The sequence below is a fragment of the Pseudomonas sp. Fl5BN2 genome (assembly GCF_009908205.1).
Lineage (GTDB): Bacteria > Pseudomonadota > Gammaproteobacteria > Pseudomonadales > Pseudomonadaceae > Aquipseudomonas.
Genome location: NZ_JAAARL010000015.1, coordinates 54,623 through 81,224, shown reverse-complemented (window position 1 = coordinate 81,224; position 26,602 = coordinate 54,623). Strand labels below are relative to the sequence as shown.

The 26,602-nt window shown below is 60.7% G+C and carries 22 protein-coding genes; 11 read left to right on the top strand and 11 right to left on the bottom strand.

Annotated features, from left to right (window positions below):
* Positions 1–24: 24 nt before the first annotated feature.
* The 4 genes from GV819_RS21055 to GV819_RS21040 form a co-directional block, all read right to left on the bottom strand.
* On the bottom strand, positions 25–402 hold the full coding sequence (locus GV819_RS21055; protein ID WP_161757975.1) for a hypothetical protein: 378 nt from the start codon (positions 400–402) through the stop codon (positions 25–27).
* Positions 403–487: 85 nt separating this feature from the next.
* Entirely contained in the window at positions 488–1,297 is an 810-nt protein-coding gene (locus tag GV819_RS21050; RefSeq protein WP_161757974.1) for a putative RNA methyltransferase, read from the bottom strand.
* Positions 1,297–2,448 (bottom strand): succinyl-diaminopimelate desuccinylase, encoded by a 1,152-nt coding sequence (gene dapE / locus GV819_RS21045; RefSeq protein WP_161757973.1) that lies wholly within the window; start codon positions 2,446–2,448, stop codon positions 1,297–1,299. The genes GV819_RS21050 and dapE overlap by 1 nt, the downstream gene beginning before the upstream one ends.
* A 187-nt stretch (positions 2,449–2,635) precedes the next feature.
* Positions 2,636–5,227 (bottom strand): glycosyltransferase, encoded by a 2,592-nt coding sequence (locus tag GV819_RS21040; protein ID WP_161757972.1) that lies wholly within the window; start codon positions 5,225–5,227, stop codon positions 2,636–2,638.
* Positions 5,228–5,444: 217 nt separating this feature from the next.
* On the opposite strand from GV819_RS21040, the gene tcdA reads away from it, so the two are divergent.
* Complete coding sequence (gene tcdA / locus GV819_RS21035; RefSeq protein ID WP_178124946.1) at positions 5,445–6,257, top strand: tRNA cyclic N6-threonylcarbamoyladenosine(37) synthase TcdA; 813 nt, start codon at positions 5,445–5,447, stop codon at positions 6,255–6,257.
* A gap of 113 nt (positions 6,258–6,370) precedes the next feature.
* Here the strand turns inward: tcdA and GV819_RS21030 are convergent, their stop codons facing one another.
* From GV819_RS21030 to GV819_RS21015, 4 genes are all read right to left on the bottom strand, one after another.
* Positions 6,371–6,787 carry a SufE family protein gene (locus tag GV819_RS21030; protein ID WP_161757970.1) on the bottom strand — a complete coding sequence of 139 codons (417 nt, stop codon included), beginning with the start codon at positions 6,785–6,787 and terminating at the stop codon, positions 6,371–6,373.
* Positions 6,784–7,989 carry an aminotransferase class V-fold PLP-dependent enzyme gene (locus GV819_RS21025; RefSeq protein WP_161757969.1) on the bottom strand — a complete coding sequence of 402 codons (1,206 nt, stop codon included), beginning with the start codon at positions 7,987–7,989 and terminating at the stop codon, positions 6,784–6,786. The genes GV819_RS21030 and GV819_RS21025 overlap by 4 nt, the downstream gene beginning before the upstream one ends.
* 76 nt (positions 7,990–8,065) lie before the next feature.
* Positions 8,066–9,100, bottom strand: coding sequence for a 2,3,4,5-tetrahydropyridine-2,6-dicarboxylate N-succinyltransferase (gene dapD / locus GV819_RS21020; RefSeq protein ID WP_161757968.1), 1,035 nt, complete (start codon positions 9,098–9,100; stop codon positions 8,066–8,068).
* 33 nt (positions 9,101–9,133) lie between these two features.
* Complete coding sequence (locus GV819_RS21015) at positions 9,134–9,496, bottom strand: ArsC family reductase (RefSeq protein ID WP_161757967.1); 363 nt, start codon at positions 9,494–9,496, stop codon at positions 9,134–9,136.
* Between the two features lie 237 nt (positions 9,497–9,733).
* On the opposite strand from GV819_RS21015, the gene GV819_RS21010 reads away from it, so the two are divergent.
* Entirely contained in the window at positions 9,734–11,380 is a 1,647-nt protein-coding gene (locus GV819_RS21010) for a Na+/H+ antiporter (RefSeq protein WP_161757966.1), read from the top strand.
* Positions 11,381–11,452: 72 nt separating this feature from the next.
* Here GV819_RS21010 and dapC read toward each other — a convergent pair whose 3' ends face one another.
* The 3 genes from dapC to map are packed head-to-tail and all read right to left on the bottom strand — an operon-like array spanning position 11,453 to position 16,224.
* Positions 11,453–12,652, bottom strand: a complete 1,200-nt coding sequence (gene dapC, locus GV819_RS21005) for a succinyldiaminopimelate transaminase (RefSeq protein WP_161757965.1) — start codon at positions 12,650–12,652, stop codon at positions 11,453–11,455.
* Positions 12,653–12,690: 38 nt separating this feature from the next.
* On the bottom strand, positions 12,691–15,393 hold the full coding sequence (locus GV819_RS21000) for a [protein-PII] uridylyltransferase (RefSeq protein ID WP_161757964.1): 2,703 nt from the start codon (positions 15,391–15,393) through the stop codon (positions 12,691–12,693).
* A gap of 48 nt (positions 15,394–15,441) precedes the next feature.
* Complete coding sequence (gene map, locus GV819_RS20995; protein WP_161757963.1) at positions 15,442–16,224, bottom strand: type I methionyl aminopeptidase; 783 nt, start codon at positions 16,222–16,224, stop codon at positions 15,442–15,444.
* A 406-nt stretch (positions 16,225–16,630) separates the two neighbouring features.
* Here map and rpsB point away from each other — a divergent pair, with 406 nt between their 5' ends.
* The 9 genes from rpsB to bamA all read left to right on the top strand — a co-directional run bounded on the left by rpsB (position 16,631) and on the right by bamA (position 26,570).
* Positions 16,631–17,368: a 30S ribosomal protein S2 gene (gene rpsB / locus GV819_RS20990; RefSeq protein WP_011059524.1), complete on the top strand. Its 738-nt coding sequence runs from the start codon at positions 16,631–16,633 to the stop codon at positions 17,366–17,368.
* Positions 17,369–17,573: 205 nt separating this feature from the next.
* On the top strand, positions 17,574–18,437 hold the full coding sequence (gene tsf, locus GV819_RS20985) for a translation elongation factor Ts (protein ID WP_161757962.1): 864 nt from the start codon (positions 17,574–17,576) through the stop codon (positions 18,435–18,437).
* A 207-nt stretch (positions 18,438–18,644) separates the two neighbouring features.
* Positions 18,645–19,388 (top strand): UMP kinase, encoded by a 744-nt coding sequence (gene pyrH / locus GV819_RS20980; protein ID WP_011059526.1) that lies wholly within the window; start codon positions 18,645–18,647, stop codon positions 19,386–19,388.
* Positions 19,385–19,942 (top strand): ribosome recycling factor, encoded by a 558-nt coding sequence (frr, locus tag GV819_RS20975; RefSeq protein ID WP_161757961.1) that lies wholly within the window; start codon positions 19,385–19,387, stop codon positions 19,940–19,942. The genes pyrH and frr overlap by 4 nt, the downstream gene beginning before the upstream one ends.
* 15 nt (positions 19,943–19,957) lie before the next feature.
* On the top strand, positions 19,958–20,713 hold the full coding sequence (gene uppS, locus GV819_RS20970; RefSeq protein WP_161757960.1) for a polyprenyl diphosphate synthase: 756 nt from the start codon (positions 19,958–19,960) through the stop codon (positions 20,711–20,713).
* Positions 20,713–21,519: a phosphatidate cytidylyltransferase gene (locus tag GV819_RS20965; protein ID WP_161757959.1), complete on the top strand. Its 807-nt coding sequence runs from the start codon at positions 20,713–20,715 to the stop codon at positions 21,517–21,519. The genes uppS and GV819_RS20965 overlap by 1 nt, the downstream gene beginning before the upstream one ends.
* Positions 21,516–22,706 carry a 1-deoxy-D-xylulose-5-phosphate reductoisomerase gene (ispC, locus tag GV819_RS20960; RefSeq protein ID WP_161757958.1) on the top strand — a complete coding sequence of 397 codons (1,191 nt, stop codon included), beginning with the start codon at positions 21,516–21,518 and terminating at the stop codon, positions 22,704–22,706. The genes GV819_RS20965 and ispC overlap by 4 nt, the downstream gene beginning before the upstream one ends.
* Positions 22,707–22,755: 49 nt before the next feature.
* Positions 22,756–24,108 (top strand): sigma E protease regulator RseP, encoded by a 1,353-nt coding sequence (gene rseP / locus GV819_RS20955; RefSeq protein ID WP_161757957.1) that lies wholly within the window; start codon positions 22,756–22,758, stop codon positions 24,106–24,108.
* A gap of 74 nt (positions 24,109–24,182) precedes the next feature.
* Positions 24,183–26,570, top strand: coding sequence for an outer membrane protein assembly factor BamA (gene bamA / locus GV819_RS20950; RefSeq protein ID WP_161757956.1), 2,388 nt, complete (start codon positions 24,183–24,185; stop codon positions 26,568–26,570).
* Positions 26,571–26,602 lie beyond the last annotated feature (32 nt).

The following is a 26,602-nucleotide window of genomic DNA, read 5'->3' as shown; positions in this document are numbered from 1 at the left end:
CCGGCTCCTACAGGTACGCAGTGTTCAGGCGGTGCGCCAGGTAATCTCTTCCTCACCGTCGGTGCTGATACGCATCCAGCGATCGGCGGTTTCCTCACCTTCTTCCTCGACCCAACTGCCCGGTGCGCAGCGTACTTCGACATTCAGCGCGGCAAAGGCGGCGCGGGCACAGGCGATGTCGTCGTCCCAAGGAGTCTGGTCGCTCTCCAGGTACAGGCTGTTCCATTTGCCCACGGCCTTGGGCAGCCAGGTCACTGGTACGTTGCCGGCCTTGCACTTGTAGGTCTGGCCTTTCTGCACCCAGTCGCTGCATGGGCCGAGCACGGCGCCCAGCCAAGTGGCGATGGCCTTGTAGTCGACGTCGGCGTCTTTCAGGTAAATCTCGATATCGGGCTGGCGCATGGATGTCCTCATTGCCGGTCTGAAAAATCCATTCGCGGATTTAATCGACCTCGAGCCCATGCCCGAGGTCTTGGGTTAAGTGGGGTTATTGCAGCACGAAGTAATCGTAGCGCATCGATACGCTGACTTCGAAAGGCTCGGTCTGTTCGATCACCGCAGTCCGGCGTTCGGCACTGGCGCGCCAGCCATGGGGCGTCATGGCCAGCAGGTTGGCACGATCTTCCGGCCGCTCCAGGCGCAGCTTGAAGTCCAGGGTTTCGCTGTGGGCCAGGAACATGCCTTCCGGCACCAGGGCCAGGTGCTTGTCGTCGCTGTACTCACGCACTTCGTCGTAAAGACGTTCACGCAGCTCCATCAAGTGGCCGTTGGTGGGGCCAACCTTCATCAGGCCGCCACCGGGGCTCAAGAGGCGCTTGGCTTCCAGCCAGTCGAGGGGGCTGAAGACGCTGGCGAGGAACTGGCAGCTGGCGTCGGCCAGGGGGATCCGCGCCATGCTGGCGACCATCCAGGTCAGTTGCGGGGCGCGGCGGCAGGCGCGTTTTACCGCTTCCCGGGAAATATCCAGGGCGTAGCCATCGGCGTCGGGCAAGGCCTCGGCGAGCTGCGCGGTGTAGTAACCCTCGCCACAACCGATGTCCATCCAGCGCTGGGGTGCGCGTTGCGCCGCCAGCTCTGCCAGACGCTTGGCCACCGGGGCGTAATGCCCGGCGTTGAGGAAGTCACGGCGGGCCTCGACCATGGCCTGGTTGTCACCCGGGTCGCGGCTGTTCTTGTGCTGCACCGGCAACAGGTTCAGGTAACCCTGGCGCGCACGGTCGAAACGATGCCCGGCCGGGCAGACAACGCCGTTATCCACGGCGTTCAGCGGAGCGCTGCAAAGAGGGCAGGCGAGCATCAGGCGAGCAACTTGATCAGGGTCTGATAGTAGATTTCGGTCAGCACATCGAGGTCGCTGGCCAGAATCCGTTCATTGACTTGGTGAATGGTGGCATTGACCGGCCCCAACTCCACCACCTGGGTGCCCAGGGTGGCGATAAAGCGTCCGTCGGAAGTGCCGCCGCTGGTGGATGCCGTGGTTTCACGCCCGGTGATCAGCTTGATACTGGCCGATACCGCGTCCAGCAGGGCTCCGGGTTCGGTGAGGAACGGCAGGCCGGACAAGGCCCACTCCACGTGCCAGTCCAGGCCGTGCTTGTCGAGGATCGCCGCGACCCGCTGTTGCAGGCCTTCGACGGTGGATTCGGTAGAGAAGCGGAAATTGAACACCGCCACCAGTTCACCGGGAATCACGTTGGTGGCGCCGGTGCCGGAGTTGAGGTTGGAGATCTGGAAGCTGGTGGGCGGGAAGAAGGCATTGCCGTCGTCCCAATGCTCGGCTGCCAGTTCCGCCAGGGCTGGAGCCACCAGGTGGATCGGGTTCTTGGCCAGGTGCGGGTAGGCCACGTGGCCTTGTACACCGCGCACGGTGAGCTTGGCGCCGAGGGAGCCGCGACGGCCGTTCTTGACCACGTCGCCGACCAAGGTGGTGCTCGACGGTTCACCGACGATGCACCAGTCCAGGCGTTCCTTGCGTGCTGCCAGGCGCTCGACCACGGCCTTGGTACCGTGGTGCGCAGGGCCTTCTTCATCGCTGGTGATCAGGAAGGCCACCGAGCCTTGGTGATCCGGGTAGTCGCTGACGAAACGTTCGGCAGCGACCAGCATGGCCGCCAGGCTGCCTTTCATGTCTGCCGCGCCACGGCCGCAGAGCATGCCGTGCTCATCGATCAGGGCCTCGAACGGGTCATTTTGCCAAGCCTGGAGCGGACCTGTGGGCACCACGTCGGTGTGCCCGGCGAAGCACAGCACTGGACCCGGGTGCTTGCCGTGGCTGGCCCAGAAGTTGTCCACGTCCTCGATACGCATGGGTTCGAGCTTGAAGCCGGCATCCCCCAGGCGCTGCATCATCAGCTTCTGGCAGTCGGCGTCGACCGGCGTCACCGAAGGGCGGCGGATCAGATCACAGGCAAGTTGCAGGGTCGGCGAAAGCTCGGCATGGGCCGTCATGGGGGAACTCCGGTGCAAGGCGTTGTGTAGGAGCCGGTTTGCCGGCGATGGCGGTTGAGCAGTGGCACCGCGTGGTTTTGATCGCTGCTAAGCCAGCTCCTACCTGTTATGGGCAAGGCGCGCAAAATGGCGGATATCTTAAAGCAAAACGGCGGCCAGAGGCCGCCGTTTAGTCGTGTGCGTCGATTTACGCAGCCGGGGCCGGCTCTGCTTGCACTGCCGGTTTGGGCAGCGAAGACAGGAAGGCCATGATCAGCGCTGCCAGATACGGCAGCGACTGCACCAGCAACATCGTCACCCAGAAGCGTATGTCGTTGCTCGGCAGGCCTTGCACCAGGAAGATGCCCAGCGCCGCGCCCCACAGCAGCAGCATGATGAACAGCTCCTCACGGGCTTCCGAGATCGCCACCCAGAAACCGTGGTTGTCGGCGTTCTTCGGAGTGCGGAAGAACGGAATGCTGCTGGTGAAGAAGCCATACAGCACCGCCTTGGCGATGGTGTGCGACAACGCCAGGCCGGCCAGTGCCGCGCAGAACGCATCTTTCAGGTTGACCCCCACCGCGCGGCGGTAGAGGAAGATGATCTTGCCGACCTTGAACACGAACAGCGCCAACGGCGGGATCGCGAAAATCAGCAGCGGCGGATCGACCCGTTGCGGCACGATGATCATCGCCGCCGACCACAACAGGGCGCCGACGGTGAAGAAGATGTTCATGCCGTCCGCCACCCACGGCAGCCAGCCCGCGAGGAAGTGGTAGCGCTGGCCACGGGTCAGCTCGGTGTCCTTGCCGCGCAGCAGGCTGGCGGTGTGGCGCTTGATGATCTGGATCGCGCCGTAGGCCCAGCGGAAACGCTGTTTCTTGAAGTCGATGAAGGTGTCGGGCATCAGGCCCTTGCCGTAGCTGGTGTGGTAGTAGGCGGCCGACAAGCCTTTCTCGAACACCCGCAGGCCCAGTTCGGCATCTTCGCAGATGCACCAGTCGGCCCAGCCCAGCTCTTCGAGCACCGAGCGCCGGGTCATGGTCATGGTGCCGTGCTGGATGATCGCGTCACGGTCGTTGCGGGTGACCATACCGATGTGGAAGAAGCCTTTGTACTCCGCGTAGCAGAGCTTCTTGAAGGTGCTTTCGTTCTGGTCGCGGTAGTCCTGGGGCGACTGCACGATGGCGATCTTCGGGTCGGCGAAGTGCGGCACCATGTGCTTGAGCCAGTTGCGGTCGACGCAGTAGTCGGAGTCGATCACCGCGATCACTTCGGCATCCTTGGCGGTATGCGGCAGCAGGTAGTTCAGCGCCCCACCCTTGAAACCGGCCAGGGGCGCGACGTGGAAGAACTTGAAGCGCGGGCCCAGGGTTTGGCAATAGGCCTGCACCGGTTCCCAGACCGCCGGGTCCTTGGTGTTGTTGTCGATGATCAGGACTTCGTAGTCCGGGTAATCGAGGTTGGCCAGGGCGTCGAGGGTCTGTTTGACCATCTCCGGCGGCTCGTTGTAGCAGGGCACGTGGATCGAGACTTTTGGCCGGTAATTGGATTCGCCCTCAACGGGCAGGAATTCACGCCGGCGTTTGTGGGTCCACACCGCTTCAGCCAGTTCATGGGCCTCGGTCAGCAATACGATAAACACCCCGAGCGCGCCGAGGGCCAGCAGGAAACCCACCGTCAGGCTGAACCAGGTGCTGTATTGCTGGCTGTAGTCGTAGCCGATCCACACCAGCACCGAACCGCAGAGGAACGCGGTGAAGGTGAGGAAGGTCCGGCCGCGCTGGCGCAGGGCCGAGCCGTCGATCATCAGCAGGGTCAGGGACAACAGGGCCAGGACCACCGAGCCGATGGCCAGTACTCGCCACTGAGGGATCGCTACTACCGGGCCTTCGAAGTTGAATTTCTGCTGGCGCGCAGCGTTAAACACGCCCCAGTACGCGCCCACCGAACCTTCGTCACTGGCCTTCCACGGCTGGTCGAAGGCTTCGATGACGAAATAGTTGTAGCCCTGGCGGTTGAGTTTGTTGACCAGGGTGCGCAGGTAGATCGCCTGGTCCGCCGGGCTGGCGTCAGCCCCGCCGCGCATACGACCGTTGCTCGGCCAGCCGACCTCGGACAGCAGCAGCGGCTTTTTCGGGAACATCTTTTTCAGGTCTTTGGCGCGGTCGAGGACAAACTGTCCGGCCTTGTCCACTGGGATGAACTCCCAGTAGGGCAGAATGTGCGCGGCGATCAGGTCGACGTGCTTGGCCAGTTCCGGGTGCTCTTCCCAGACGTGCCACTGTTCTGAAGTGGTCACTGGCACTTTCACTGCGGCACGGACCCGGTCGAGGATCACCGACAACTGGTCAGCGGTGATTTCCTTGCGGAAGATCGCTTCGTTGCCCACCACCACGCGAACCACACTGCGGGAACTGTTGGCCAGTTCGATGGCGCGCATGATCTCTCGTTCATTGCGCTCCAGGTCCGGGCTGATCCAGATCCCCAGGGTCACCCGCAAACCGAACTCTTCCGCCAGCTTGGGGATGTCGCCCAGGCTGCCATCCACCGAATAGGTACGGATGTTGTCGGTCAGCTTGCTCATTATCTCCAGGTCACGACGCATTTCATCGTCGGACGGGTACTGGTCCTTCTGCGGGAATTGACCCTGCTGGAAAGGCGAGTAGGAAAAACCGGAGATCTGTTCCGGCCAGTCGGGGGCCGAGACCGGGCGATTGATCAACGCCCAGAAACCGGTGAATAGCGCGGCAATGGCCAGCACTATCACCAGATTGAGTCCAAATTTACGCGATGACATAGCTATTTCGGGTTCCAAAAGGTGTGGAACGAGGGAAGGGTTGGCAGGCGCCAAACGGCGGGCATCCTACACTGGCCCCCAACTGAGCGTACAGCGCACAGAGGAAAGCCAGACCTTGGGCACTGTATTTGCGTTTAAGTTCTTAACTTGTAGCTTGCGGCTTAAAACTTGTCGCTGCCTGGTCCTATAATACGCGCCGGTTTTTTAGGTGATGGTCATGAGTACAGAAGATCCACGGTTTGCCGGCGTCGCTCGTCTATATGGCATTGAAGGCCTGGAGCGGCTGCGGGCGGCCCATGTGGCGATCGTCGGTGTCGGCGGAGTCGGTTCCTGGGCGGCGGAAGCCATTGCCCGTTGCGGAGTGGGGGAGATTTCGCTGTTCGACCTCGATGACGTCTGCGTCAGCAACAGCAACCGGCAACTGCATGCCCTGGACAGCACCGTGGGCAAAGCCAAGGTCGAGGTCATGGCCGAGCGCCTGCGGGGCATCAACCCCGCTTGCACGGTGCATGCAGTGGCAGACTTCGTCACCCGTGACACCATGGCCGAGTACATCACCCCGAACATCGACTGCGTGATCGACTGCATCGACAGCGTGAATGCCAAGGCGGCACTGATCGCCTGGTGCAAGCGCCGCAAGATCCAGATCATCACCACTGGCGGCGCGGGCGGGCAGATCGATCCGACCCTGATCCAGGTCTGCGACCTGAACCGTACCTTCAACGACCCGTTGGCCTCCAAAGTGCGTTCCACCCTGCGCCGCGACTACGGTTTCTCGCGTACCGTGACCCGGCACTACAGCGTGCCTTGCGTGTTTTCCACCGAACAACTGCGTTATCCGAAACCGGACGGCAGCATCTGCCTGCAGAAGAGTTTTGTCGGGGATGGGGTGAAGCTGGACTGCGCCGGAGGCTTTGGTGCGGTGATGATGGTCACCGCGACCTTCGGCATGGTGGCGGCAACCAAGGCCGTGGACAAGATCGTTGCCGGCGTGCGCCGCCCGTCCGAGCGCAGCAAACCCGGCGCATAAGGCCGGCTCGCACAGACGCAGGCCGTTGTAGGAGCTGGCTTGCCAGCGAAAGGGGCCCAGAGGGCGATGCTCGGCTTGAGGCCCTGTTCGCCGGCAAGCCGGCTCCTACCGGGTTATGGAGTGGGGGGGCTGGCCAGTTCGCTCATGCGTTGCAAGACGGCGTTCAGGCCATTGCTGCGCGAAGGCGAGAGTTGGCGTGACAGGCCCAGTTGGTTGAACCAGTCGGCCAGGTCCACTTCCCGCAACTGCTCGGCCGTCAGGCCATTGACCCGCGCCAGCAGCAGGGCCACCAGCCCGCGAATCAGTCGCGCATCGCTGGCCGCGGCAAACTGCCAATGACCGTCAACCAGAGTCGCCACCAGCCAGACCTGGCTTTCACAGCCATGTACCCGATTGCTGTCGACCTTGTCCTCTTCGCTCAGGGCCGGCAGGCGCTCGCCCCATTGCATCAGCAGGCGCGCCCGCTGTTCCCAGCCGGCAGCCCCCTGGAAAATCTCCAGGGCGGCGACTGCATCTGCCGGAAGGCTCATCGCAGTAACTCCAGGGCCTGGTCCAAGGCTTCGAAAAAACGCTCCAGGTCCTCGGAGTCGTTGTACAGCGCCAGGGAAACGCGTATCGCCCCGGCCAGCCCCAGGCTTTTCATCAAGGGCATGGCGCAGTGATGACCGGCGCGCACGGCGATGCCTTGCTCGGTCAGCAGATGCGCCAGGTCGGCGTTGTGCACACCGTCCACCACGAAGCTGACCAGGGCCAGTTGCGGGGTGCCCAGCAGGCGGATGCCGTTGCGCGCCTGCAGGCCGTGCAGCAGGTAGGCGTGCAACGCGGCTTCATGGTCGGCGACGGCTTGCTGATCCAGGCCGGCGAGATAGTCCAGGGCCGCACCGAGGCCGATGACCCCGGCAATTGGTGGCGTACCGGCTTCGAAACCCAGGGGCGCGGGGCGGAAGCTGGCGTGCTGGTAGTCGGCGTCCTGGACCATTTCGCCACCGAACTGCCAGTGACGCAGGCCCTTGAGCGCCTGATGGCGGCCGAATAGCACCCCGACCCCATCCGGGCCGTAGAGTTTGTGGCTGGAGAACACATAGAAGTCGCACTCCAGCGCTTGTACATCATGCCGGCCATGGACCACGCCCTGGGCGCCGTCGATCACCGTCAGCGCCCCTTGGGCTTTGGCCATGGCCAGTAGCGGGGTCAACGGCTGCCAGGCGCCGAGCACGTTGGACAGTTGGCTGACCGCCAGCAGGCGGGTGCGCGTGCCGATCAAGCGGCTTGCCGCGTCGATATCGATCAGGCCGTCGCCATCCAGGGGCAGGATGATCAGCTTGAGGCTGCGCCGCTGGGCCAGCTGCTGCCAGGGCAGCAAGTTGGCGTGGTGTTCCAGGGCACTGATGACGATCTCATCGCCCGTTTCGAATTGGTGTTCCAGGCCATAAGCCAGGAGATTGAGTGCGCAAGTTGCGCCGTGGGTAAAGACGATCTGCCCGCTGTCACCGATATTCAGCCATTGGCCGACCTTGCTGCGGCTGTCCTCGAACGCCTGGGTGGCGTGGGCGCCGGGCAAGTGCTGGGCACGGTGCACGTTGGCTGCACCATTGGTGTAGTAGTGCGCCAGGGCATCCAGCAGGGCTTGGGGTTTTTGCGTAGTGGCGGCGTTGTCCAGGTACGTCTGGTCCTGGCGTTGCAGGGCGGCGATGGCCGGGAAATCGGCGCGCCAGGGGGAGGCTACAAGCATGGTGGCAGAACTCGTTTGAACAGGCCGGGCGCCGATGATAAGCGCCCGGCAGGTTCCTGTGGAACCGAATCGCTGCTTAGTTGTGAGCGTGCAGCGCTTCGTTCAGCTCGATCGCCGACTTGTGGGTCTTGCATTCCACGGCGCCGGTTTCCGAGTTGCGACGGAACAGCAGGTCTGGCTGGCCGGCCAGTTCCCGGGCCTTGAGCACTTTCACCAACTGGTTGTTTTCATCCAGCAGCGCCACCTTGGTGCCGGCGGTCACGTACAGGCCCGACTCCACGGTGTTGCGATCACCCAACGGAATGCCGATACCGGCGTTGGCGCCGATCAGGCAGCCTTCGCCGACCTTGATCACGATGTTGCCGCCGCCCGACAGGGTGCCCATGGTCGAGCAGCCGCCACCCAGGTCCGAGCCCTTGCCGACGAAGACGCCCGCGGAAACGCGGCCTTCGATCATGCCCGGGCCTTCGGTGCCGGCGTTGAAGTTGACGAAGCCTTCGTGCATCACGGTGGTGCCTTCGCCGATGTAGGCGCCCAGGCGGATCCGTGCGCTGTCAGCGATACGCACGCCACTCGGCACCACGTAGTCGGTCATTTTCGGGAACTTGTCCACCGAGAACACTTCCAGCAGCTCGCCGCGCAGGCGCGCTTCCAGTTGCCGCTCGGCCAGTTCACCGAGGTCGATCGCACCCTGGCTGGTCCAGGCCACGTTCGGCAGCAGTGGGAACACCCCGGCCAGGCTCAGGCCGTGCGGCTTGACCAGGCGGTGGGACAGCAGGTGCAGCTTGAGGTAGGCCTCTGGAGTCGAGGTCAGTTGCGCGTCTTCGGCCAGCAGGGTGGCGACCAGAGGCTTGTGGCTCTCGGCCAGGCGGGTCAGCAGGGCTACCTGGGTAGCGTCGATGCCTTTCAGGGCATCGGCCATTTGCGCGGCCTGGGCGGTGGTAAAGGCGATGGCCTGGTTGCCTTCGCTGTAGCCGAGGATTGGAGCCACGGCTGCCAGGATTTCGGCAGAAGGCTTGAGCAATGGTGCGGCGTAGAACACTTCCAGCCATGCACCTTGACGATTCTGGGTACCGACACCAAAGGCCAGGCTGAACAGAGTAGTGGACATGCAGTTACCTCTTGCGAAATTGAGTGAGCAGGCTTACTTGAGCGCCGCTGCGTAAAGGTCTGGCTTGAAGCCAATCAGGGTCTTGTCTCCGAGATCGAGCACCGGGCGCTTGATCATCGAAGGTTGCGCGAGCATCAGTTCAACGGCTTTCGCCTGGTCGAGATCGGCTTTGCTTTCGTCATCGAGTTTGCGAAAGGTCGTGCCCGCGCGGTTCAACACCACCTGCCAGCCGTGCTCGTTGCACCACTGATTCAGGTGCTCACGGTCAATGCCGGAGGTTTTGTAGTCATGGAAGTCATAGCTGACAGCGTGTTCATCAAGCCAGGTGCGCGCCTTTTTCATGGTGTCACAGGCTTTGATGCCGAAAAGGTGCAACGTTTTACTTGAAACGGTCAAGGAATTGCCCCCTTTGGAGATGCTGGAGTTGGAAGGTCACGGATTATGCCACGACCGCAGCGGTTCGGCGTCGGCTGCTGCGGGGCTTTGTCGCATTGTATTTCAGCGTAGTCAGGGCCTTGCGACCTTTGTGCAGCGGCGAAACCTTAGCTTAAGTGGCTAATATGGCACTTCTGCGGTGAATGATCGCCGTCGTTGCATGTCTGCTTTGAAGGTTCAGATCGGGAAATCCGCTTTATGCAAACCGCCTATACCGTGCTCATCATGCTGATGCTGGTGAGCCTCTCGCGTCTCGTCGGCCGGGTCATTCCGTTGCCGTTGCCGCTGGTGCAGATTGCCGCTGGAGCCCTGTTGGCATGGCCGACCCTGGGGCTGCATGTGGCCCTGGATCCGGAGTTGTTTCTCTTTCTGTTTCTTCCGCCATTGCTGTTTTCCGATGGTTGGCGCATGCCCAAGCGCGAGTTCTGGCGCTTGCGGGGGCCCATCCTGACCCTGGCGGTGGGCCTGGTGCTGTTCACCGTGGTGGGTGCCGGTTATTTCATTCACTGGCTGTTGCCGAGCATCCCCTTGCCGGTGGCCTTTGCCCTGGCGGCCGTGCTATCGCCTACTGACGCTGTGGCAGTGTCGGCGATTTCCCAGAATCGCTTGCCGACTCCGCTGATGCACATGCTCCAGGGCGAGGCGCTGATGAACGACGCCTCGGGTCTGGTGACTTTCAAGTTCGCCCTGGTGGCGGCCATCACTGGCGTGTTTTCCCTGGCCAACGCCAGCCTGACTTTTGTCCTGGTGGCCGTCGGTGGGCTGGCAGTCGGGGTGGCCCTGAGCTGGTTGGTGGGGCGCTTGCGGGCCTGGATGATCGCCCGGGGCTGGGATGATCCGGCGACTCACGTGGTGTTCATGTTACTGCTGCCATTCGCCGCTTATGTTCTGGCCGAACGCCTGGGCGCCTCGGGCATTCTCTCGGCAGTGGCGGCGGGGATGATGCAGAGCTGGCTTGATCTGTTGCCGCGCCAGACCAGCACTCGACTGCTCAATCGCAGCGTCTGGTCATTGCTGGAGTTCGCCTTTAACGGCCTGATCTTTCTGCTACTGGGGCTGCAACTGCCGGACATCATCAAGGCAGTGGTTAGCCACGAGACGTCGCTGTGGCCGACCCTGTTCTACCGCTGTCTGGATGTGCTGGCGATTTTCCTGGTGCTGCTGGTGCTGCGGTTTATCTGGGTGCAGAGCATCTGGCGCCTGTCTGGGCTGCTGCGGCGCTGGCGCGGCAAGGGCGAGCTGACCCTGGTGCCCACGGCGCGCTCCTGCTGGCTGCTGACAGTGGGTGGGGTGCGTGGGGCGGTGACCCTGGCCGGTGTGATGTCGGTGCCGCTGTTTCTCGGTGCCGGCGAAGCCTTCCCGGAGCGCGACCTGCTGATCTTCATCGCCGCGGGGGTGATCCTGCTGTCCCTGGTGGCTGCTTGCATTGCCTTGCCGCTGCTGTTGCGCGGCATTGTGAAGAGCCCCGACGACAAGCGCCGTGGGGAGGTCCGCGATGCCTGGCGCAAGACTGCCGAAGCGGCGATTCATGCCCTGGAGGCCGAAGAGGTGGCTGATACCGGCGAGACCCAGGATGCCGCCCAGGCAGCCCTGGCAACCGAGCTCAAGGGGCGCTTGATGGCTGAGTACCGGCATCAATTGGAGGTCTACAACGATTCCGCAGAAGCCCAGGCCCTGGCGTTCCAGATGGACCTGCTGGAGCGGCGCCTGCGACTCAAGGCATTGCGAGCGCAGCGCCTGGAGTTGTACCGCCTGAGTCGGCATCACCAGATCGGTGACGATGTGCTGCGCGAGGTATTGGCGGACCTGGATTTGAGCGAGGCGAATCTGGGGCAGGTGAAGTGAGCGAATAACGCTTTCGCCGGCAAGCCGGCTCCTACAGGGAGGGTGTAGGAGCCGGCTTGCCGGCGAATGGCCTCAAGCGCGACGCAATACGAAATCGCGAATTCGCTCGGCGGCTTCCACGCACTCCGCCAGCGGCGCAACCAGCGCCATGCGCACACGCCCGGCGCCTGGGTTGGTGCCGTCCACATCCCGCGACAGGTAGGAACCCGGCACCACGGTCACGTGTTCCTGCTCGAACAGGTCGCGGCAGAATGCCGCGTCATCGCCGGCTACATTCGGCCACAGGTAGAAGCTGCCATCCGGCCGCCGCACATCCATCACCGGTGCAAGAATCTCCAGCGCCGCATCGAACTTCTCGCGGTACAGGGCACGGTTGGCCCGTACATGCACTTCATCGTTCCAGGCGGCGACGCTGGCCAGCTGGGTCTGCACCGGCATGGCGCAACCGTGGTAGGTGCGGTACAGCAGGAAACCCTTGAGGATGTCCGCGTCGCCGGCAACGAAACCGGAGCGCAGGCCCGGCAGGTTGGAGCGCTTGGACAGGCTGTGGAATACCACGCAGCGCTTGAAGTCCTTGCGGCCCAGTTCGGCGCAGGCAGTGAGCAGGCCCGGCGGCGGGGTCTGTTCGTCGAAGTACAGCTCGCTGTAGCACTCGTCGGCGGCAATCACGAAGTCATGCTCGTCCGCCAGGGCGATCAGTTTCTTCAGGGTCTCCAGTGGTATCAGCGCGCCGGTGGGGTTGCCCGGCGAGCACAGGAAAAGGATCTGGCAGCGCTGCCAGATCTCGGCCGGCACGGCGTCGAAGTCCGGGTTGAAGCCGTTCTCATCCAGGCACGGCAGGTAGTGCGGTTTGGCCCCGGCGAGGAAGGCTGCGCCTTCGTAGATCTGATAGAAGGGGTTGGGGCTGACTACCAGGGCGTCGTCGCCGCGGTTGACCACGGTCTGGGTGAAGGCGAACAGCGCTTCACGGGTGCCGTTGACCGGCAGTACGTTGCGCGCCGGGTCGATCCAGCCGGTGGGAACGCCAAAGCGCCGTTCGCACCAGCCGGCGATCGCTTCACGCAGCGCCGGGATGCCCAGGGTGGTGGGGTAGACCGCCATCTGGTCGAGGTTGCTGGCCAGGGCTTCGGCGACAAAACTCGGTGAGCGGTGCTTGGGTTCGCCGATGGACAGGGCAATCGGGCGCTTGTCCGGGTTGGGCGTCACGGTGCCGAGCAAGGCGCGGAGCTTTTCGAACGGGTAGGGCTGCAGCTGGTTCAGAGCGTTGTTCATCGGTGCGGTATCTCACTCAAAGCGTCGGTTCAGACCGGTCAGATGCTCAGTCGGGTCATCTCGATAGTCGGTTCGTGGCTGACGCTCAACTGTTCGACGATCGCATCCTGCAAGCGGCTGCACAGCTGGGGGTCGGAAAGGGGCTGGTTGTGTGCGTCGGTAATGAAGAACACGTCTTCCACGCGCTCGCCCAAGGTGGCGATCTTGGCGTTCTGCAGCGACAGGTCGAACTCCAGGAATATCTTGCCGATCCGCGCCAGCAGGCCGGGGCGATCCGGGGCACTGAGCTCCAGCACGGTCACCGGGCGCTGGGCGTCGTTGTGGATGGTCACCTCGGGGGCGAAGGCAAAGTGCTTGAGCTGGCGTGGCACCCGGCGCTGGATGATGTTCGGGTAGTCGTCGGGATTGCGCAGGGCTTCGGTCAAGCCCTTGCGGATCTGCTCGACCCGCCGCGGATTGTTGCCGATCGACTCGCCGTCGTTGTCCAGGACGATGTAGGTGTCGAGGGTGAACTGGCTGCTGGAGGTGATGATCCGTGCGTCATGGATGTTCAGGTTGAGCTGGTCCATGGCGGCCACGGTCACGGCGAAGAAGTCGTGCTGGTCCGGGGCATAGATGAAGATCTGGGTGCCGCCCTCGAACTCGCGCTGGGTGATTTCCTTGATCAACACCAGCGGCCCGCCGTCGGCCGGCTGCTGGAGGATCGCGTCGCTGTGCCAAGCGACGTCGCCGGCGGTGTGGCGCAGGAAGTAGTCGTCTCCTAGTTGCGACCAGAGTTGTTCGACCTCATCCGGGTCGGTGCCGCCGCGCACCAGGATATCCAGGGCGGCGCTCTGGGTCTGGCGAATCTGCTCTTCGCGGTCCACCGGGTTTTCCAGGCCGCGGCTCAGGGCGCGCTTGGTCTCGGTGTAGAGCTGGCGTAGCAGGCTGGCGCGCCAGGAGTTCCACAAGGTCGGGTTAGTGGCGTAGATGTCGGCAACTGTCAGTACGTAGAGGTAGTCGAGGCGGGTCTGGTCGCCCACGATCTGCGCGAAGTCGTGGATCACCTGGGGGTCGGACAGGTCCTTGCGCTGGGCGGTGGTGGACATCACCAAGTGGTTCTGCACCAGCCAGACAATCAGTCGGGTGTCCCACTGTGGCAACTGGTGGCGCAGGCAAAAGGCCTCGGCATCCACCGCACCGATTTCCGAATGGTCGCCGTGCCGGCCCTTGCCGATGTCGTGGTACAGACCGGCCAGGTAGATCAGCTCGGGCTTGGGCAGCTTGCCCATGAGTTTGCTGGCCAGCGGGAATTTCTCGGAGATCGGTGTGTACTGCAGCTTGCGCAGGTGCTTGATCAGATTCAGGGTGTGGGCGTCCACCGTATAGATGTGGAACAGGTCGTGCTGCATTTGCCCGACGATGAAACCGAACTCTGGCAGATAGCGCCCGAGGATGCCGTAGCGGTTCATCCGGCGCAGGTTGCGGTGGATACCGATCTCGCACTTGAACAGCTCGATGAACAGGCTGGTGTTGCGGATGTCGTGACGGAAATCGTCATCGATCAGGTGCCGGTGTTCTCGCAGCAGGCGAATGGTGTCGGCCCGCACGCCCTTGATCTCCGGGTGCTGGGCCATCAGTACGAAGATCTCCAGCATGGCGAACGGCGTGCGCTTGAACACGTTGTCGTTGATCGCCTCGATGTAGCCGTCGTGCAGTTGGAAGCGCGGATTGATTGGCTGCGGTGGCGCTTCGTCCTCAGGGGCGAGGATCACCTCCTCAAAGTGCTGGATGATCAGGTCGCTCAACTGCGCGATGCTCATTACCACCCGGTAGTACTGTTGCATGAAGCTTTCAATGGACTGTTTGGCATCCTCTCCTTCGAAACCCAGCAGGGTGGCGATGGAGCGTTGATGGTCCAGCAGCAAACGGTCCTCGGCCCGCCCGGCAAGCATCTGCAGGGCGTAGCGGACCTTCCACAGGAACTCCTGGGACGAAGCCAGCAGGGCATTCTCGCTTTCCACCAGAAAGCCTTCGCCAGCCAGGGCACGCAGGTTCAGGGTGCCGTATTGCCGGCGGGCAACCCAGAGAATGGTCTGGATGTCCCGCAGGCCACCGGGGGAGCCCTTGACGTTGGGTTCCAGGTTGTATTCGGTGTCGTTGTATTTGTGGTGGCGGGCCTTTTGCTCGGTGCGCTTGGCCAGGAAGAAGTCCTTGCTCGGCCACATGTGCTCGGTGCTGGTGACGTCGAGCATGCGCTGGCGCAGGCGTTCGGGGCCAGCGATAGTGCGGCTCTCCATCAGGTTGGTGATTACCGTCAGGTCGGCTCGGGCTTCCTCGACGCATTCGTCCACCGAACGCACGCTTTGCCCGACCTCCAGGCCGATGTCCCAGAGCAGGGTCAGGAAGCGCTCGATGGAGTCGCGGAAGATTTCATGATCGGCGCTTTCCAGAAGAATCAGCAGATCAATATCGGAATAAGGGTGAAGCTCGCCGCGACCGTAACCGCCGACCGCCACCAGGGCAATGTCGGCGTCCTCGCTCCAGTTGAACTGGTCCCAGGCCTTTTGCAGGATGTTGTCGATGAACCAGGCACGGTCTTCGATGAGCCGACGGATCTCCCGTCCGCTGCGAAAGCGAGCGTCGAGCACTTCTCGTGCCTGACGAATGGCTTTTTTGAAGGCTGCGATCGGACTGGCCTTCAGGGCCAGTTCCGCCTGGAACTGGCCGCGGTCGAACAACTCGGGATCCACCTGCGGCATCGATTGGCTTTCCTATCTATCTATAAGGTCGGGACGCAGTGTTGCGGATCAGGCAGAAACCCGCGGGATGGTGTCATCGCTGCGCAGGGTGAAGATCTCGTAGCCGGTTTCGGTCACCAGCAGGGTGTGTTCCCACTGCGCCGAGAGCTTGCGGTCCTTGGTGATGGCAGTCCAGCCGTCGCCCAGCACTTTGGTGTCGGCTTTGCCCTGGTTGATCATCGGCTCGATGGTGAAGGTCATGCCGGCCTTGAGTTCCATGCCGGTGCCTGCGCGGCCGTAGTGCAGGATCTGCGGCTCTTCATGGAACACTTTGCCAATGCCGTGGCCGCAGAACTCGCGAACCACCGAGAAGCCGTTCTTTTCCGCGTGCTTCTGGATTACTTCGCCGATGTCACCCAGGCGGCAGCCCGGCTTCACCAGTTCGATGGCCTTGTACATGCATTCTTGGGTGATCTGCGACAAGCGCTCGGCCCAGACCGGCACGTTGCCGACGTGGAACATGCGGCTGGTGTCACCGTGGTAGCCGTCCTTGATGACGGTTACGTCGATGTTCAGGGTGTCGCCATCCTTCAGCGGCTTCTCGTTGGGAATGCCGTGGCACACCACGTGGTTGATCGAGGTGCAGATGGATTTGGGGAAGCCTTTGTAATTCAGCGGGGCTGGGATAGCGCCCTGCACATTGACGATATAGTCGTGGCAGATGCGGTCCAGCTCTTCGGTGGTGATGCCGGGTTTGACGTGCTCGGCAATCATTTCCAGCACTTCGGCGGCCAGTTTGCCGGCGACACGCATTTTTGCGATGTCCTCGGGGGTTTTGAGGGTGACGGTCATACAGGCTCTCTTGACGCTCAGTAGCGCGATAAACACGGAATGGCTTGAAAACCCGCATTCGCAAGGCTCGACCTACGGTGGGCCGGCCAGGTTTTCAGAAGCCGCAAAGGTACGATTCTAACAGACGTACAGCGCAAATCTGAGGTTCTGCTGGCGTATGTCTCTATACAAGGGTGCATTCTGGACCGATTCCAAGGGCGGGGCAAAAAGCGCACGGATCACCGGCTGTGAATCCGGGTTTCGTTTTTGCCCTTGCTGTGGTATAAAATGCGCCGCTTTCCGGGGATGCCCTGAAAAGCCCAAACCCACACACGTGTCGACACGATGACCTGGGTGCCCTCAGCACAAGCTGTTGGTTGGTCATTGGGATACGTGGAGGCCTAACCCGACTTATTAAGGAACTATCATGTCCCAAGTCAACATGCGCGATATGCTGAAGGCCGGTGTGCACTTCGGTCACCAAACCCGTTACTGGAATCCGAAAATGGGTAAGTACATTTTCGGCGCGCGTAACAAGATTCACATCATCAACCTTGAAAAAACCCTGCCAATGTTCAACGAAGCTCTGACTTTCGTAGAGCGTCTGGCCCAGGGCAAAAACAAGATTCTGTTCGTCGGCACCAAGCGTTCCGCTGGCAAGATCGTTGCTGAAGAAGCAGCACGTTGCGGTTCGCCGTACGTCGATCACCGCTGGTTGGGCGGCATGCTGACCAACTACAAAACCATCCGTGCTTCCATCAAGCGTCTGCGTGACCTTGAAGTGCAAGCCGAAGACGGTACCTTCGCCAAGCTGACCAAGAAAGAGGCGCTGATGCGCACTCGCGATCTGGAAAAGCTGGATCGTTCCCTGGGTGGTATCAAGGACATGGGCGGCCTGCCTGACGCGCTGTTCGTGATCGACGTTGACCACGAGCGCATCGCGATCACCGAAGCCAACAAGCTGGGCATCCCGGTCATCGGCGTTGTCGATACCAACAGCAGCCCGGAAGGCGTTGACTACATCATCCCAGGCAACGATGACGCCATTCGCGCCATCCAGCTGTACATGGGTTCGATGGCTGACGCTGTGATCCGTGGTCGCAACAACGTTGCTGGCGGCACCGAAGTGTTCGAAGAAGCTGCAGCACCGGCGGCTGAAGCCTGAGTAACTGACGCTTAGCGTTTACTCAGTACGCAAAAAGGGGGCTTGGCCCCCTTTTTGCCAACTCGAAAATCATTTCGTTGTCGTGCCCCTCTGCAGTTTCTGTAATGCGGGGCTGTTATGAAATGAATTCGGGGCAGTGCCCAAGAATTGAACGCCCGTTCGGTCGGGTGGAATGGTTGAAAACCTATCCAAGAGGATTTTGAAAATGGCAGAGATTACTGCAGCGTTGGTCAAAGAACTGCGCGAGCGTACCGGCGAAGGCATGATGGATTGCAAAAAGGCCTTGACCAAGGCTGGCGGCGACATCGAGAAAGCCATTGATGACATGCGTGCTTCCGGCGCGATCAAGGCTGCCAAGAAGGCTGGCAACGTTGCTGCCGAAGGCGCCATCGCCATCAAAGAAGACGGCAAGGCTGCCGTGATGATCGAAGTCAACTCGCAGACCGACTTCCTGGCTCTGCAGGACGATTTCAAGAACTTCGTCAACGCCTGCGTTGAAAAGGCTTTCGCTGAAAAACTGACCGACGCAGCTCCGCTGATCGCCGCTCAGGAATCGGCGCGTGAAGCCCTGGTCGCCAAAGTGGGCGAGAACGTCAATATTCGTCGCCTGGTGCGTGTCGAAGCTGACGTGCTGGGTTCGTACCTGCACGGCAACAAGATCGGTGTTGTGGTCGCTCTGAAAGGCGGCAACGCTGACCTGGCTAAAGACATCGCCATGCACGTAGCTGCGAGCAACCCTGAGTTCCTGCTGCCTTCGCAAGTTTCCGCAGAAGCCATCGAGCGCGAAAAAGCCGTGTTCCTGAGCCTCAACGAAGACAAGATGAAAGGTAAGCCGGCCGAAATCGTCGAGAAGATGATTGCCGGTCGTATCAGCAAGTTCCTGGCTGAAGCCAGCCTGGTTGAGCAAGCCTTCGTCAAGAACCCAGAAGTCACCGTTGGTACTCTGGCCAAGCAAGGCGGCGCTGAAATCGTTTCCTTCACCTACTTCAAGGTCGGTGAAGGCATCGAGAAGCCAGTAGACAACTTCGCTGAAGAAGTTGCTGCTCAGCTGGCCGCCAGCAAGCAATAAGACAGTTCTCCAACTGTCGCCCAGAAGAGGCTGCCCGCTCACGCGCGCAGCCTCTTTTCAAATGGGCAGGGTAATTTAGTTGTTGATCCTCGGAACCGGCTTACAAAGTCGTGTTCTGATGGCGCTGTGACAGCGTCAAGCTAGAGTGAACGCAGGCTGTAAACAGCTGCAAAGAATTTTTAAAATACGCCGCAGGAGAGATTCGCAATGGCTCAGCAGGGCAGTGGTTATCAAGCTCGCTATAAACGCATTCTACTCAAGCTTAGCGGCGAGGCCCTGATGGGCTCGGAAGAGTTCGGCATCGATCCCAAGGTGCTGGATCGCATGGCGCTGGAAGTTGGCCAGTTGGTCGGCATCGGCGTCCAGGTAGGCTTGGTGATTGGTGGTGGCAACCTGTTCCGTGGTGCCGCATTGAGCGCCGCCGGGATGGATCGGGTGACGGGCGACCACATGGGCATGCTGGCCACTGTGATGAACGCCTTGGCCATGCGCGATGCGCTGGAACGTGCGAATATCTCGGCCATCGTGATGTCGGCTATTTCCATGGTCGGCGTGACCGATCACTATGACCGCCGCAAGGCCATGCGCCACCTGAACTCCAAAGAGGTGGTGATCTTCGCGGCCGGTACCGGCAACCCGTTCTTCACTACCGACTCCGCAGCGTGCCTGCGAGCGATCGAGATCGATGCCGATGTCGTGCTCAAGGCAACCAAGGTGGATGGCGTTTACACTGCAGACCCGTTCAAGGACCCGCATGCCGAGAAGTTCGATCATCTGACTTACGATGAAGTGCTGGATCGCAAGCTGGGTGTGATGGATCTGACTGCTATCTGCCTGTGCCGCGATCACAAGATGCCGCTGCGGGTCTTTAACATGAACAAGCCCGGCGCCCTGCTGAATATCGTGCATGGTGGCGCTGAAGGAACCCTGATCGAGGAAGGCGAACAATGATCAACGAGATCAAGAAAGACGCTCAAGAGCGCATGAAGAAGTCCCTGGAATCCCTGGTGCATGCATTCAGCCGCATTCGTACCGGCCAGGCCCATCCGAGCATCTTGGCGGGCGTTATGGTGCCTTACTACGGCACTGATACTCCGATCAATCAGGTGGCCAACGTCACTGTGAAAGATTCTCGTACCCTGCAAGTGGTTGCGTTTGAACGCAACATGCTGGCAGCTGTGGACAAGGCGATCCAGAGTTCCGGCCTGGGCTTCAACCCGACCAACCTGGGTGAGTTGCTGTTGATCGGCATGCCGGCCCTGACCGAAGAAACCCGCAAGGGCTTCACCAAGCAAGCCCGTGAAGCGGCAGAAGATGCCCGCATTGCAGTGCGCAATGTGCGTCGTGACGCGCTGAGCCAGCTCAAGGACTTGGTCAAGGAAAAAGAAATCAGCGAAGACGACGAGCGTCGTGCGGCTGACGATATCCAGAAGCTGACCGACAAGTTCGTGGCTGAAATCGAAGTGGCCGTGAAGCAGAAAGAAGCCGACTTGATGGCTGTATAAGGGTCAGGCGTTTTCATGGAAAAGACCAAACAGCCTGTGCCATCTTCGGTGCCGCGACATGTCGCGATTATCATGGATGGTAATAACCGCTGGGCTAAAAAGCGCTTTATGCCGGGTGTTGCCGGGCATAAGGCGGGTGTCGACGCGGTACGTGCCGTCATTGAGGTGTGTGCTGAGGCCAAGGTCGAAGTCCTGACCCTGTTTGCCTTTTCCAGTGAGAACTGGCAGCGCCCTGCAGATGAAGTCAGTGCCTTGATGGATCTGTTCTTCAAGGCGCTGCGCCGTGAGGCCAAGCGTCTCAACGAAAACAACATCAGTCTGCGGATCATTGGTGACCGTTCGCGCTTTCATCCCGAGTTACAGGCGGCGATGCGCGAGGCGGAAGCCATTACCGCGGGCAGTGATCGTTTCATTTTGCAGATCGCCGCCAACTATGGCGGGCAGTGGGATATCGCCCAGGCCGCCCAGCGCCTGGCGCGCGAGGTTCAAGCCGGTCATTTGCGTCCTGAGGATATTACTCCGGGGCTGTTGCAGACCTGTCTGGCGACCGGCGACTTGCCGTTGCCGGACCTGTGCATCCGTACCGGCGGTGAACATCGCATCAGCAATTTCCTGCTTTGGCAGCTGGCTTATGCCGAGCTGTACTTCTCCGACCTGTTCTGGCCGGACTTCAAACACGAAGCCATGCGTACTGCGCTGGCCGATTACGCATCTCGCCAGCGGCGTTTCGGTAAAACGAGCGAGCAGGTCGAGGCTGGAGCCCGGGTTTAATGCTTAAACAACGAATCATTACTGCGCTGATCTTGCTGCCGATCGCTTTGTGCGGTTTTTTCCTGCTCGAGGGTTCGGGGTTTGCCCTGTTCATCGGGCTGGTGGTAAGCCTGGGTGCTTGGGAGTGGGCGCGACTAGCGGGTTTTGAGGCGCAGCCGGCTCGGGTTGCCTATGCACTGTCAGTGGCAGCTCTGTTGTTCCTTATGTATCTGATTCCTGGCGTCGCCCCCTGGGTTCTGGGGGCTGCGGTGTTGTGGTGGGGCTTGGCGACTTTCCTGGTGCTCACCTATCCGCGTTCCAGTGAGCAATGGTCCGGTGCTGCGCCCAAGCTGTTGATCGGTTTGCTGATCCTGTTGCCAGCCTGGCAAGGGCTGGTATTCATCAAGCAGTTGCCGCTGGGCAACTGGCTGATCATGGCGGTGATGGTACTGGTCTGGGGGGCGGACATCGGCGCCTACTTCTCCGGCAAGGCTTTCGGCAAGCGCAAGCTGGCGCCGCAGGTCAGTCCTGGCAAGAGCTGGGAGGGCGTGTACGGCGGTCTGGTGTTGAGTCTGGTGATCACCGCGGTAGTGGGGTTGGTCCGTGGCTGGAGTCTTGGGCAAATCGTTCTGGGGCTGCTTGGGGCGGCCATCGTGGTCTTCATCTCAGTGGTCGGTGACCTGACCGAGAGCATGTTCAAGCGCCAGGCCGGGATCAAGGACAGCAGCAACCTGTTGCCTGGTCACGGTGGTGTTCTGGACCGGATCGACAGCCTGACAGCGGCAATTCCGGTATTCGCGGTGCTGCTGTGGATGGCTGCGCAGTGAGTCGTGTGCAGCAGATCACGGTTCTCGGGGCTACGGGTTCCATCGGTCTGAGTACTCTGGATGTGATTGCCCGTCATCCAGATCGCTATCAGGTATTCGCTCTTACGGGGTTCAGTCGTGTAGCTGAGCTGCTGGCACTGTGCGTACGCCATGTACCTCGCTTTGCGGTGGTGCCAGAGGCTGCCGCTGCCAGTCGCCTGCAGGAAGGCCTGCTGGCGGCAGGCTTGTCGACGCAGGTGCTGGTCGGTGAGCAGGGGTTGTGCGAGGTGGCATCGGCCCCTGAGGTCGACGCGGTGATGGCGGCAATTGTCGGGGCGGCGGGCTTGCGTCCGACCCTGGCGGCAGTCGAGGCTGGCAAGAAAATCCTCCTGGCCAATAAAGAAGCACTGGTGATGTCCGGTGCGCTGTTCATGCAGGCGGTGGGTAAGAGTGGCTCGGTGCTGCTGCCTATCGATAGTGAGCACAACGCGATTTTTCAATGTATGCCCGCGGATTTTTCCCGGGGGCTGAGTCAGGTGGGTGTACGGCGGATTTTGTTGACCGCGTCGGGTGGTCCATTCCGTCAGACGCCTCTGGCCGAGCTTGAGCATGTTTCGCCGGAGCAGGCCTGCGCTCATCCGAACTGGTCCATGGGGCGCAAGATCTCGGTGGATTCGGCGAGCATGATGAACAAAGGGCTGGAGCTGATCGAGGCGTGCTGGCTGTTCGATGCCAAGCCTTCACAGGTCGAGGTGGTGGTGCATCCGCAAAGCGTGATCCACTCGCTGGTGGATTATGTCGATGGTTCGGTGCTGGCGCAGCTGGGTAATCCGGATATGCGCACCCCCATCGCCAATGCCCTGGCCTGGCCGGAGCGCATCGACTCCGGTGTGGCGCCGCTGGACCTGTTTGCAATTGCCCGCCTGGACTTCCAGGCGCCGGACGAGCAGCGGTTCCCATGTCTGCGCTTGGCCCGCCAGGCTGCCGAGGCGGGCGATAGCGCTCCGGCGATGTTGAATGCAGCCAATGAAGTGGCGGTTTCGGCGTTTCTCGAACGGCGCATCCGTTATCCGGAGATCGCGAGTATCATCGACGAAGTTTTAAGTCGTGAGCCGGTGTTTGCAGTCAATGAACTGGACGCTGTATTTGCGGCAGACGCCAAGGCTCGGAGCCTGGCTGAACAATGGTTGCAGCGTAACGGACGGTAGGATTCGTGACCCGCGCGAGTGCCGGCGAATAGGATTGCGGAGAAAGTAGATGAGCGCGCTCTATATGATTGTCGGCACCCTGGTAGCCCTGGGCGTGCTGGTCACCTTCCATGAATTTGGTCACTTCTGGGTCGCACGTCGTTGTGGCGTCAAGGTGCTGCGGTTCTCCGTGGGCTTCGGTATGCCCCTGTTGCGCTGGCACGATCGTCGTGGCACCGAGTTCGTGATCGCCGCCATTCCCTTGGGCGGTTACGTGAAAATGCTCGATGAGCGTGAAGGCGAGGTGGCAGCCGAGGAATTCGACCAGACCTTCAATCGCAAGTCCGTTGGTCAGCGTATTGCCATTGTCGCGGCAGGCCCGATTGCCAACTTTCTCCTGGCACTGGTTTTTTTCTGGGGCTTGGCGATGCTGGGCAGCCAGCAGGTACGGCCGGTCATCGGCGATGTCGAGGCGGGCAGTATCGCCGCCAAGGCTGGGCTCGGCGCTGGCCAGGAAATTGTCGCTATTGATGGTGAACCGACTTCCGGCTGGGCAGCGGTGAACTTGCAGTTGGTGCGACGCCTTGGCGAGTCCGGCGCGTTGCAGGTGCTGGTGCGTGAGCAAGGCATGACAGTGGATTCGCCACGCCAGCTGGAGCTGGACAAGTGGCTCAAGGGGGCTGACGAGCCGGACCCGATTCGCTCTCTGGGCATTCGCCCATGGCGTCCGGCGTTGCCGCCGGTATTGGCTGAACTCGACCCTAAGGGCCCGGCCCAGGCGGCTGGCCTGAAAACCGGCGACCGTCTGTTGGCCCTTGATGGTCAGTCGCTAAACGACTGGCAGCAAGTGGTTGATTGGGTGCGTGTGCGCCCCGATACCAAAATTGTGCTGCATGTCGAGCGCGATGGTGCTCCAATCGATGTCCCTGTGACCTTGGCCAGTCGTGGCGAAAGCAAAGCGCCAAACGGCTACCTTGGGGCGGGAGTGAAGGCCGTGGATTGGCCGCCGGAGATGCTGCGCGAGGTCAGTTACGGGCCTCTCGAGGCGATTGGCGAAGGCGCCCGGCGTACTTGGACCATGAGCGTCCTGACCCTCGAATCACTGAAGAAAATGTTGTTCGGCGAGCTCTCGGTAAAAAACTTGAGTGGACCGATAACCATTGCTAAAGTGGCGGGCGCTTCTGCCCAGTCGGGCATTGCTGATTTCTTGAATTTCCTTGCTTATCTGAGTATTAGCCTGGGTGTTCTGAATTTGTTGCCCATCCCGGTACTGGATGGGGGACATTTGTTGTTTTATCTGATCGAGTGGGCGCGTGGTCGTCCCTTGTCGGATCGGGTGCAGGGTTGGGGGATACAGATCGGTATCAGCTTGGTGGTCGGAGTCATGCTGCTTGCTCTGGTCAACGATCTGGGTCGTCTGTAACGCTTCGCTGAATTGCGAATCTGCCGCATTTTGCGGCAGTTTGTTTATTGCCAGTTGGAATAAGAAAGGACTTCATGAAACGTCTGCTGCTAACTGCGGTTCTCACCGTATTGATGATCGCCGAAGTTCACGCCGAGTCCTTCACTATCTCCGATATCCGGGTCAACGGCCTCCAGCGCGTTTCCGCGGGTAGCGTCTTTGGGGCCTTGCCGTTGAACGTCGGTGAGCAGGCGGACGATCGTCGCCTGGTGGAATCCACTCGTGCGCTGTTCAAAACCGGTTTCTTTCAAGATATCCAACTGGGCCGCGATGGCAACGTTCTGGTCATCACGGTAGTCGAACGGCCGTCGGTTGCCAGTATCGAGATCGAAGGCAACAAGGCGATCTCTACTGAAGACCTGATGAAAGGCCTCAAGCAGTCCGGTCTGGCTGAAGGTGAAATCTTCCAGCGTGCGACCCTCGAAGGCGTGCGTAACGAGCTGCAGCGTCAATATGTCGCTCAGGGCCGTTACTCGGCTACCGTTGAGACCGAAGTGGTGCCGCAGCCACGTAACCGGGTTGGCCTGAAGGTCAATATCAACGAAGGCACGGTCGCTGCCATCCAGCACATCAACGTGGTGGGTAACACGGTCTTCCCTGATGAAGACCTGATCGGCCTGTTCGAGCTGAAGACCACCAACTGGCTGTCGTTCTTCAAGAACGATGATAAGTACGCCCGTGAAAAACTCTCCGGTGACCTGGAGCGTCTGCGTTCCTATTACCTGGACCGCGGCTATATCAACATGGATATCGCTTCGACCCAGGTGTCCATCACCCCGGACAAGAAACACGTCTACATCACCGTTAACGTCAACGAAGGCGAGAAGTACAGCGTTCGTGACGTGAAGCTCAGCGGTGACTTGAAAGTGCCTGAAGACCAGGTCAAGGCGTTGCTGCTGGTGGAAAAGGGCCAGGTGTTCTCGCGCAAGCTGATGACCACCACTTCTGAACTGATCACCCGCCGTCTGGGTAACGAGGGTTACACCTTCGCCAACGTCAACGGCGTGCCTCAGCCACACGACGAAGATCACACAGTGGACATCACCTTCGTGGTGGACCCGGGCAAGCGTGCTTACGTCAACCGCATCAACTTCCGTGGCAATACCAAGTCCGAGGACGAGGTATTGCGTCGTGAAATGCGTCAGATGGAAGGCGGTTGGGCGTCGACCTACCTGATCGACCAATCCAAGACCCGTCTTGAGCGCCTGGGCTTCTTCAAGGAAGTCAACGTCGAGACCCCGGCTGTTCCGGGTGTCGATGACCAGGTCGACGTGAATTATGCCGTTGAAGAACAAGCCTCCGGCTCGATCACCGCCAGTGTCGGTTTTGCCCAGAGTGCTGGCCTGATCCTCGGTGGTTCGATCACTCAGAACAACTTCCTGGGTACCGGTAACAAGGTCAGCATCGGCCTGACCCGCAGCGAATACCAGAGCCGCTACAACTTCGGCTACGTAGACCCCTACTGGACTGCCGATGGCGTGAGCCTGGGTTACAACGCCTTCTATCGCACCACTGACTACAAAGACCTCGATGTCAACGTCGCCAGCTATGCGGTGGATAGCCTGGGTGCCGGCGTCAGCGTGGGTTACCCGATCAGTGAGACTTCGCGTCTGACCTTCGGTCTGACTGCGCAACAGGACAAGATCAAGACTGGCCTGTACACCGTCGACGAAATTTTTGACTTCGTGAACCAGCAGGGCAGTAACTACCTTAACTTCAAGGCTTCCGCCGGCTGGTCCGAGTCGACCCTGAACAAAGGCGTGCTGGCCACTCGTGGCCACTCTCAGAGCCTGGTTCTGGAAGCAACCACTCCGGGTAGCGACCTGTCGTTCTTCAAGCTCGACTACCGTGGCCAGTTGTTCCAGCCGCTGACTGAAAATTACACCATGCGCTTCCACACCGAGTTGGGCTATGGCGATGGCTATGGTTCTACCAATGGCTTGCCGTTCTACGAGAACTACTATGCTGGTGGTTTCAACTCGGTTCGTGGTTTCAAAGACAGCACCTTGGGTCCGCGTAGTACCCCAAGTCGTGGTGTTAATGCGACCGGCAACGCTGGCACTGCAGCTGACCCGGACCAGGATCCGCTGCCGTTCGGTGGTAACGTGTTGATCCAAGGTGGTGCTGAACTGCTGTTTCCACTGCCATTCGTCAAGGATCAGCGTTCTCTGCGGACTTCGGTGTTCTGGGATGTGGGTAACGTATTCGACTCCAAATGCTCGAACGTAAAAAATACCAACGGCGTTTCCTCCAATACGCAGTGCAACGACATCAGTCTCAGCAATTTGGCCAGCTCCGTGGGTGTTGGTGTGACTTGGGTCACCGCCCTGGGCCCACTGAGTTTTGCCCTGGCAATGCCAGTGAAGAAACCGAATAACGCTGAAACTCAGGTGTTTCAATTCTCCCTCGGTCAGACTTTCTAATAGCCTGATCCAAGATAACGACAATGGATTTT

Excerpts from the sequence above, each read along its gene's own strand:
- rseP (WP_161757957.1), top strand. The coding sequence starts at position 22,756 with ATGAGCGCGCTCTATATGATTGTCGGCACCCTGGTAGCCCTGGGCGTG.
- uppS (WP_161757960.1), top strand. The coding sequence starts at position 19,958 with ATGGAAAAGACCAAACAGCCTGTGCCATCTTCGGTGCCGCGACATGTC.
- GV819_RS21010 (WP_161757966.1), top strand. The coding sequence starts at position 9,734 with ATGCAAACCGCCTATACCGTGCTCATCATGCTGATGCTGGTGAGCCTC.
- map (WP_161757963.1), bottom strand. The coding sequence starts at position 16,224 with ATGACCGTCACCCTCAAAACCCCCGAGGACATCGCAAAAATGCGTGTC.
- GV819_RS21030 (WP_161757970.1), bottom strand. The coding sequence starts at position 6,787 with ATGAGCCTTCCGGCAGATGCAGTCGCCGCCCTGGAGATTTTCCAGGGG.
- GV819_RS21040 (WP_161757972.1), bottom strand. The coding sequence starts at position 5,227 with ATGTCATCGCGTAAATTTGGACTCAATCTGGTGATAGTGCTGGCCATT.
- dapE (WP_161757973.1), bottom strand. The coding sequence starts at position 2,448 with ATGACGGCCCATGCCGAGCTTTCGCCGACCCTGCAACTTGCCTGTGAT.
- tsf (WP_161757962.1), top strand. The coding sequence starts at position 17,574 with ATGGCAGAGATTACTGCAGCGTTGGTCAAAGAACTGCGCGAGCGTACC.
- tcdA (WP_178124946.1), top strand. The coding sequence starts at position 5,445 with ATGAGTACAGAAGATCCACGGTTTGCCGGCGTCGCTCGTCTATATGGC.
- frr (WP_161757961.1), top strand. The coding sequence starts at position 19,385 with ATGATCAACGAGATCAAGAAAGACGCTCAAGAGCGCATGAAGAAGTCC.
- rpsB (WP_011059524.1), top strand. The coding sequence starts at position 16,631 with ATGTCCCAAGTCAACATGCGCGATATGCTGAAGGCCGGTGTGCACTTC.
- GV819_RS20965 (WP_161757959.1), top strand. The coding sequence starts at position 20,713 with ATGCTTAAACAACGAATCATTACTGCGCTGATCTTGCTGCCGATCGCT.
- pyrH (WP_011059526.1), top strand. The coding sequence starts at position 18,645 with ATGGCTCAGCAGGGCAGTGGTTATCAAGCTCGCTATAAACGCATTCTA.
- dapD (WP_161757968.1), bottom strand. The coding sequence starts at position 9,100 with ATGTCCACTACTCTGTTCAGCCTGGCCTTTGGTGTCGGTACCCAGAAT.
- dapC (WP_161757965.1), bottom strand. The coding sequence starts at position 12,652 with ATGAACAACGCTCTGAACCAGCTGCAGCCCTACCCGTTCGAAAAGCTC.
- GV819_RS21000 (WP_161757964.1), bottom strand. The coding sequence starts at position 15,393 with ATGCCGCAGGTGGATCCCGAGTTGTTCGACCGCGGCCAGTTCCAGGCG.
- GV819_RS21025 (WP_161757969.1), bottom strand. The coding sequence starts at position 7,989 with ATGCTTGTAGCCTCCCCCTGGCGCGCCGATTTCCCGGCCATCGCCGCC.
- bamA (WP_161757956.1), top strand. The coding sequence starts at position 24,183 with ATGAAACGTCTGCTGCTAACTGCGGTTCTCACCGTATTGATGATCGCC.
- GV819_RS21055 (WP_161757975.1), bottom strand. The coding sequence starts at position 402 with ATGCGCCAGCCCGATATCGAGATTTACCTGAAAGACGCCGACGTCGAC.
- GV819_RS21050 (WP_161757974.1), bottom strand. The coding sequence starts at position 1,297 with ATGCTCGCCTGCCCTCTTTGCAGCGCTCCGCTGAACGCCGTGGATAAC.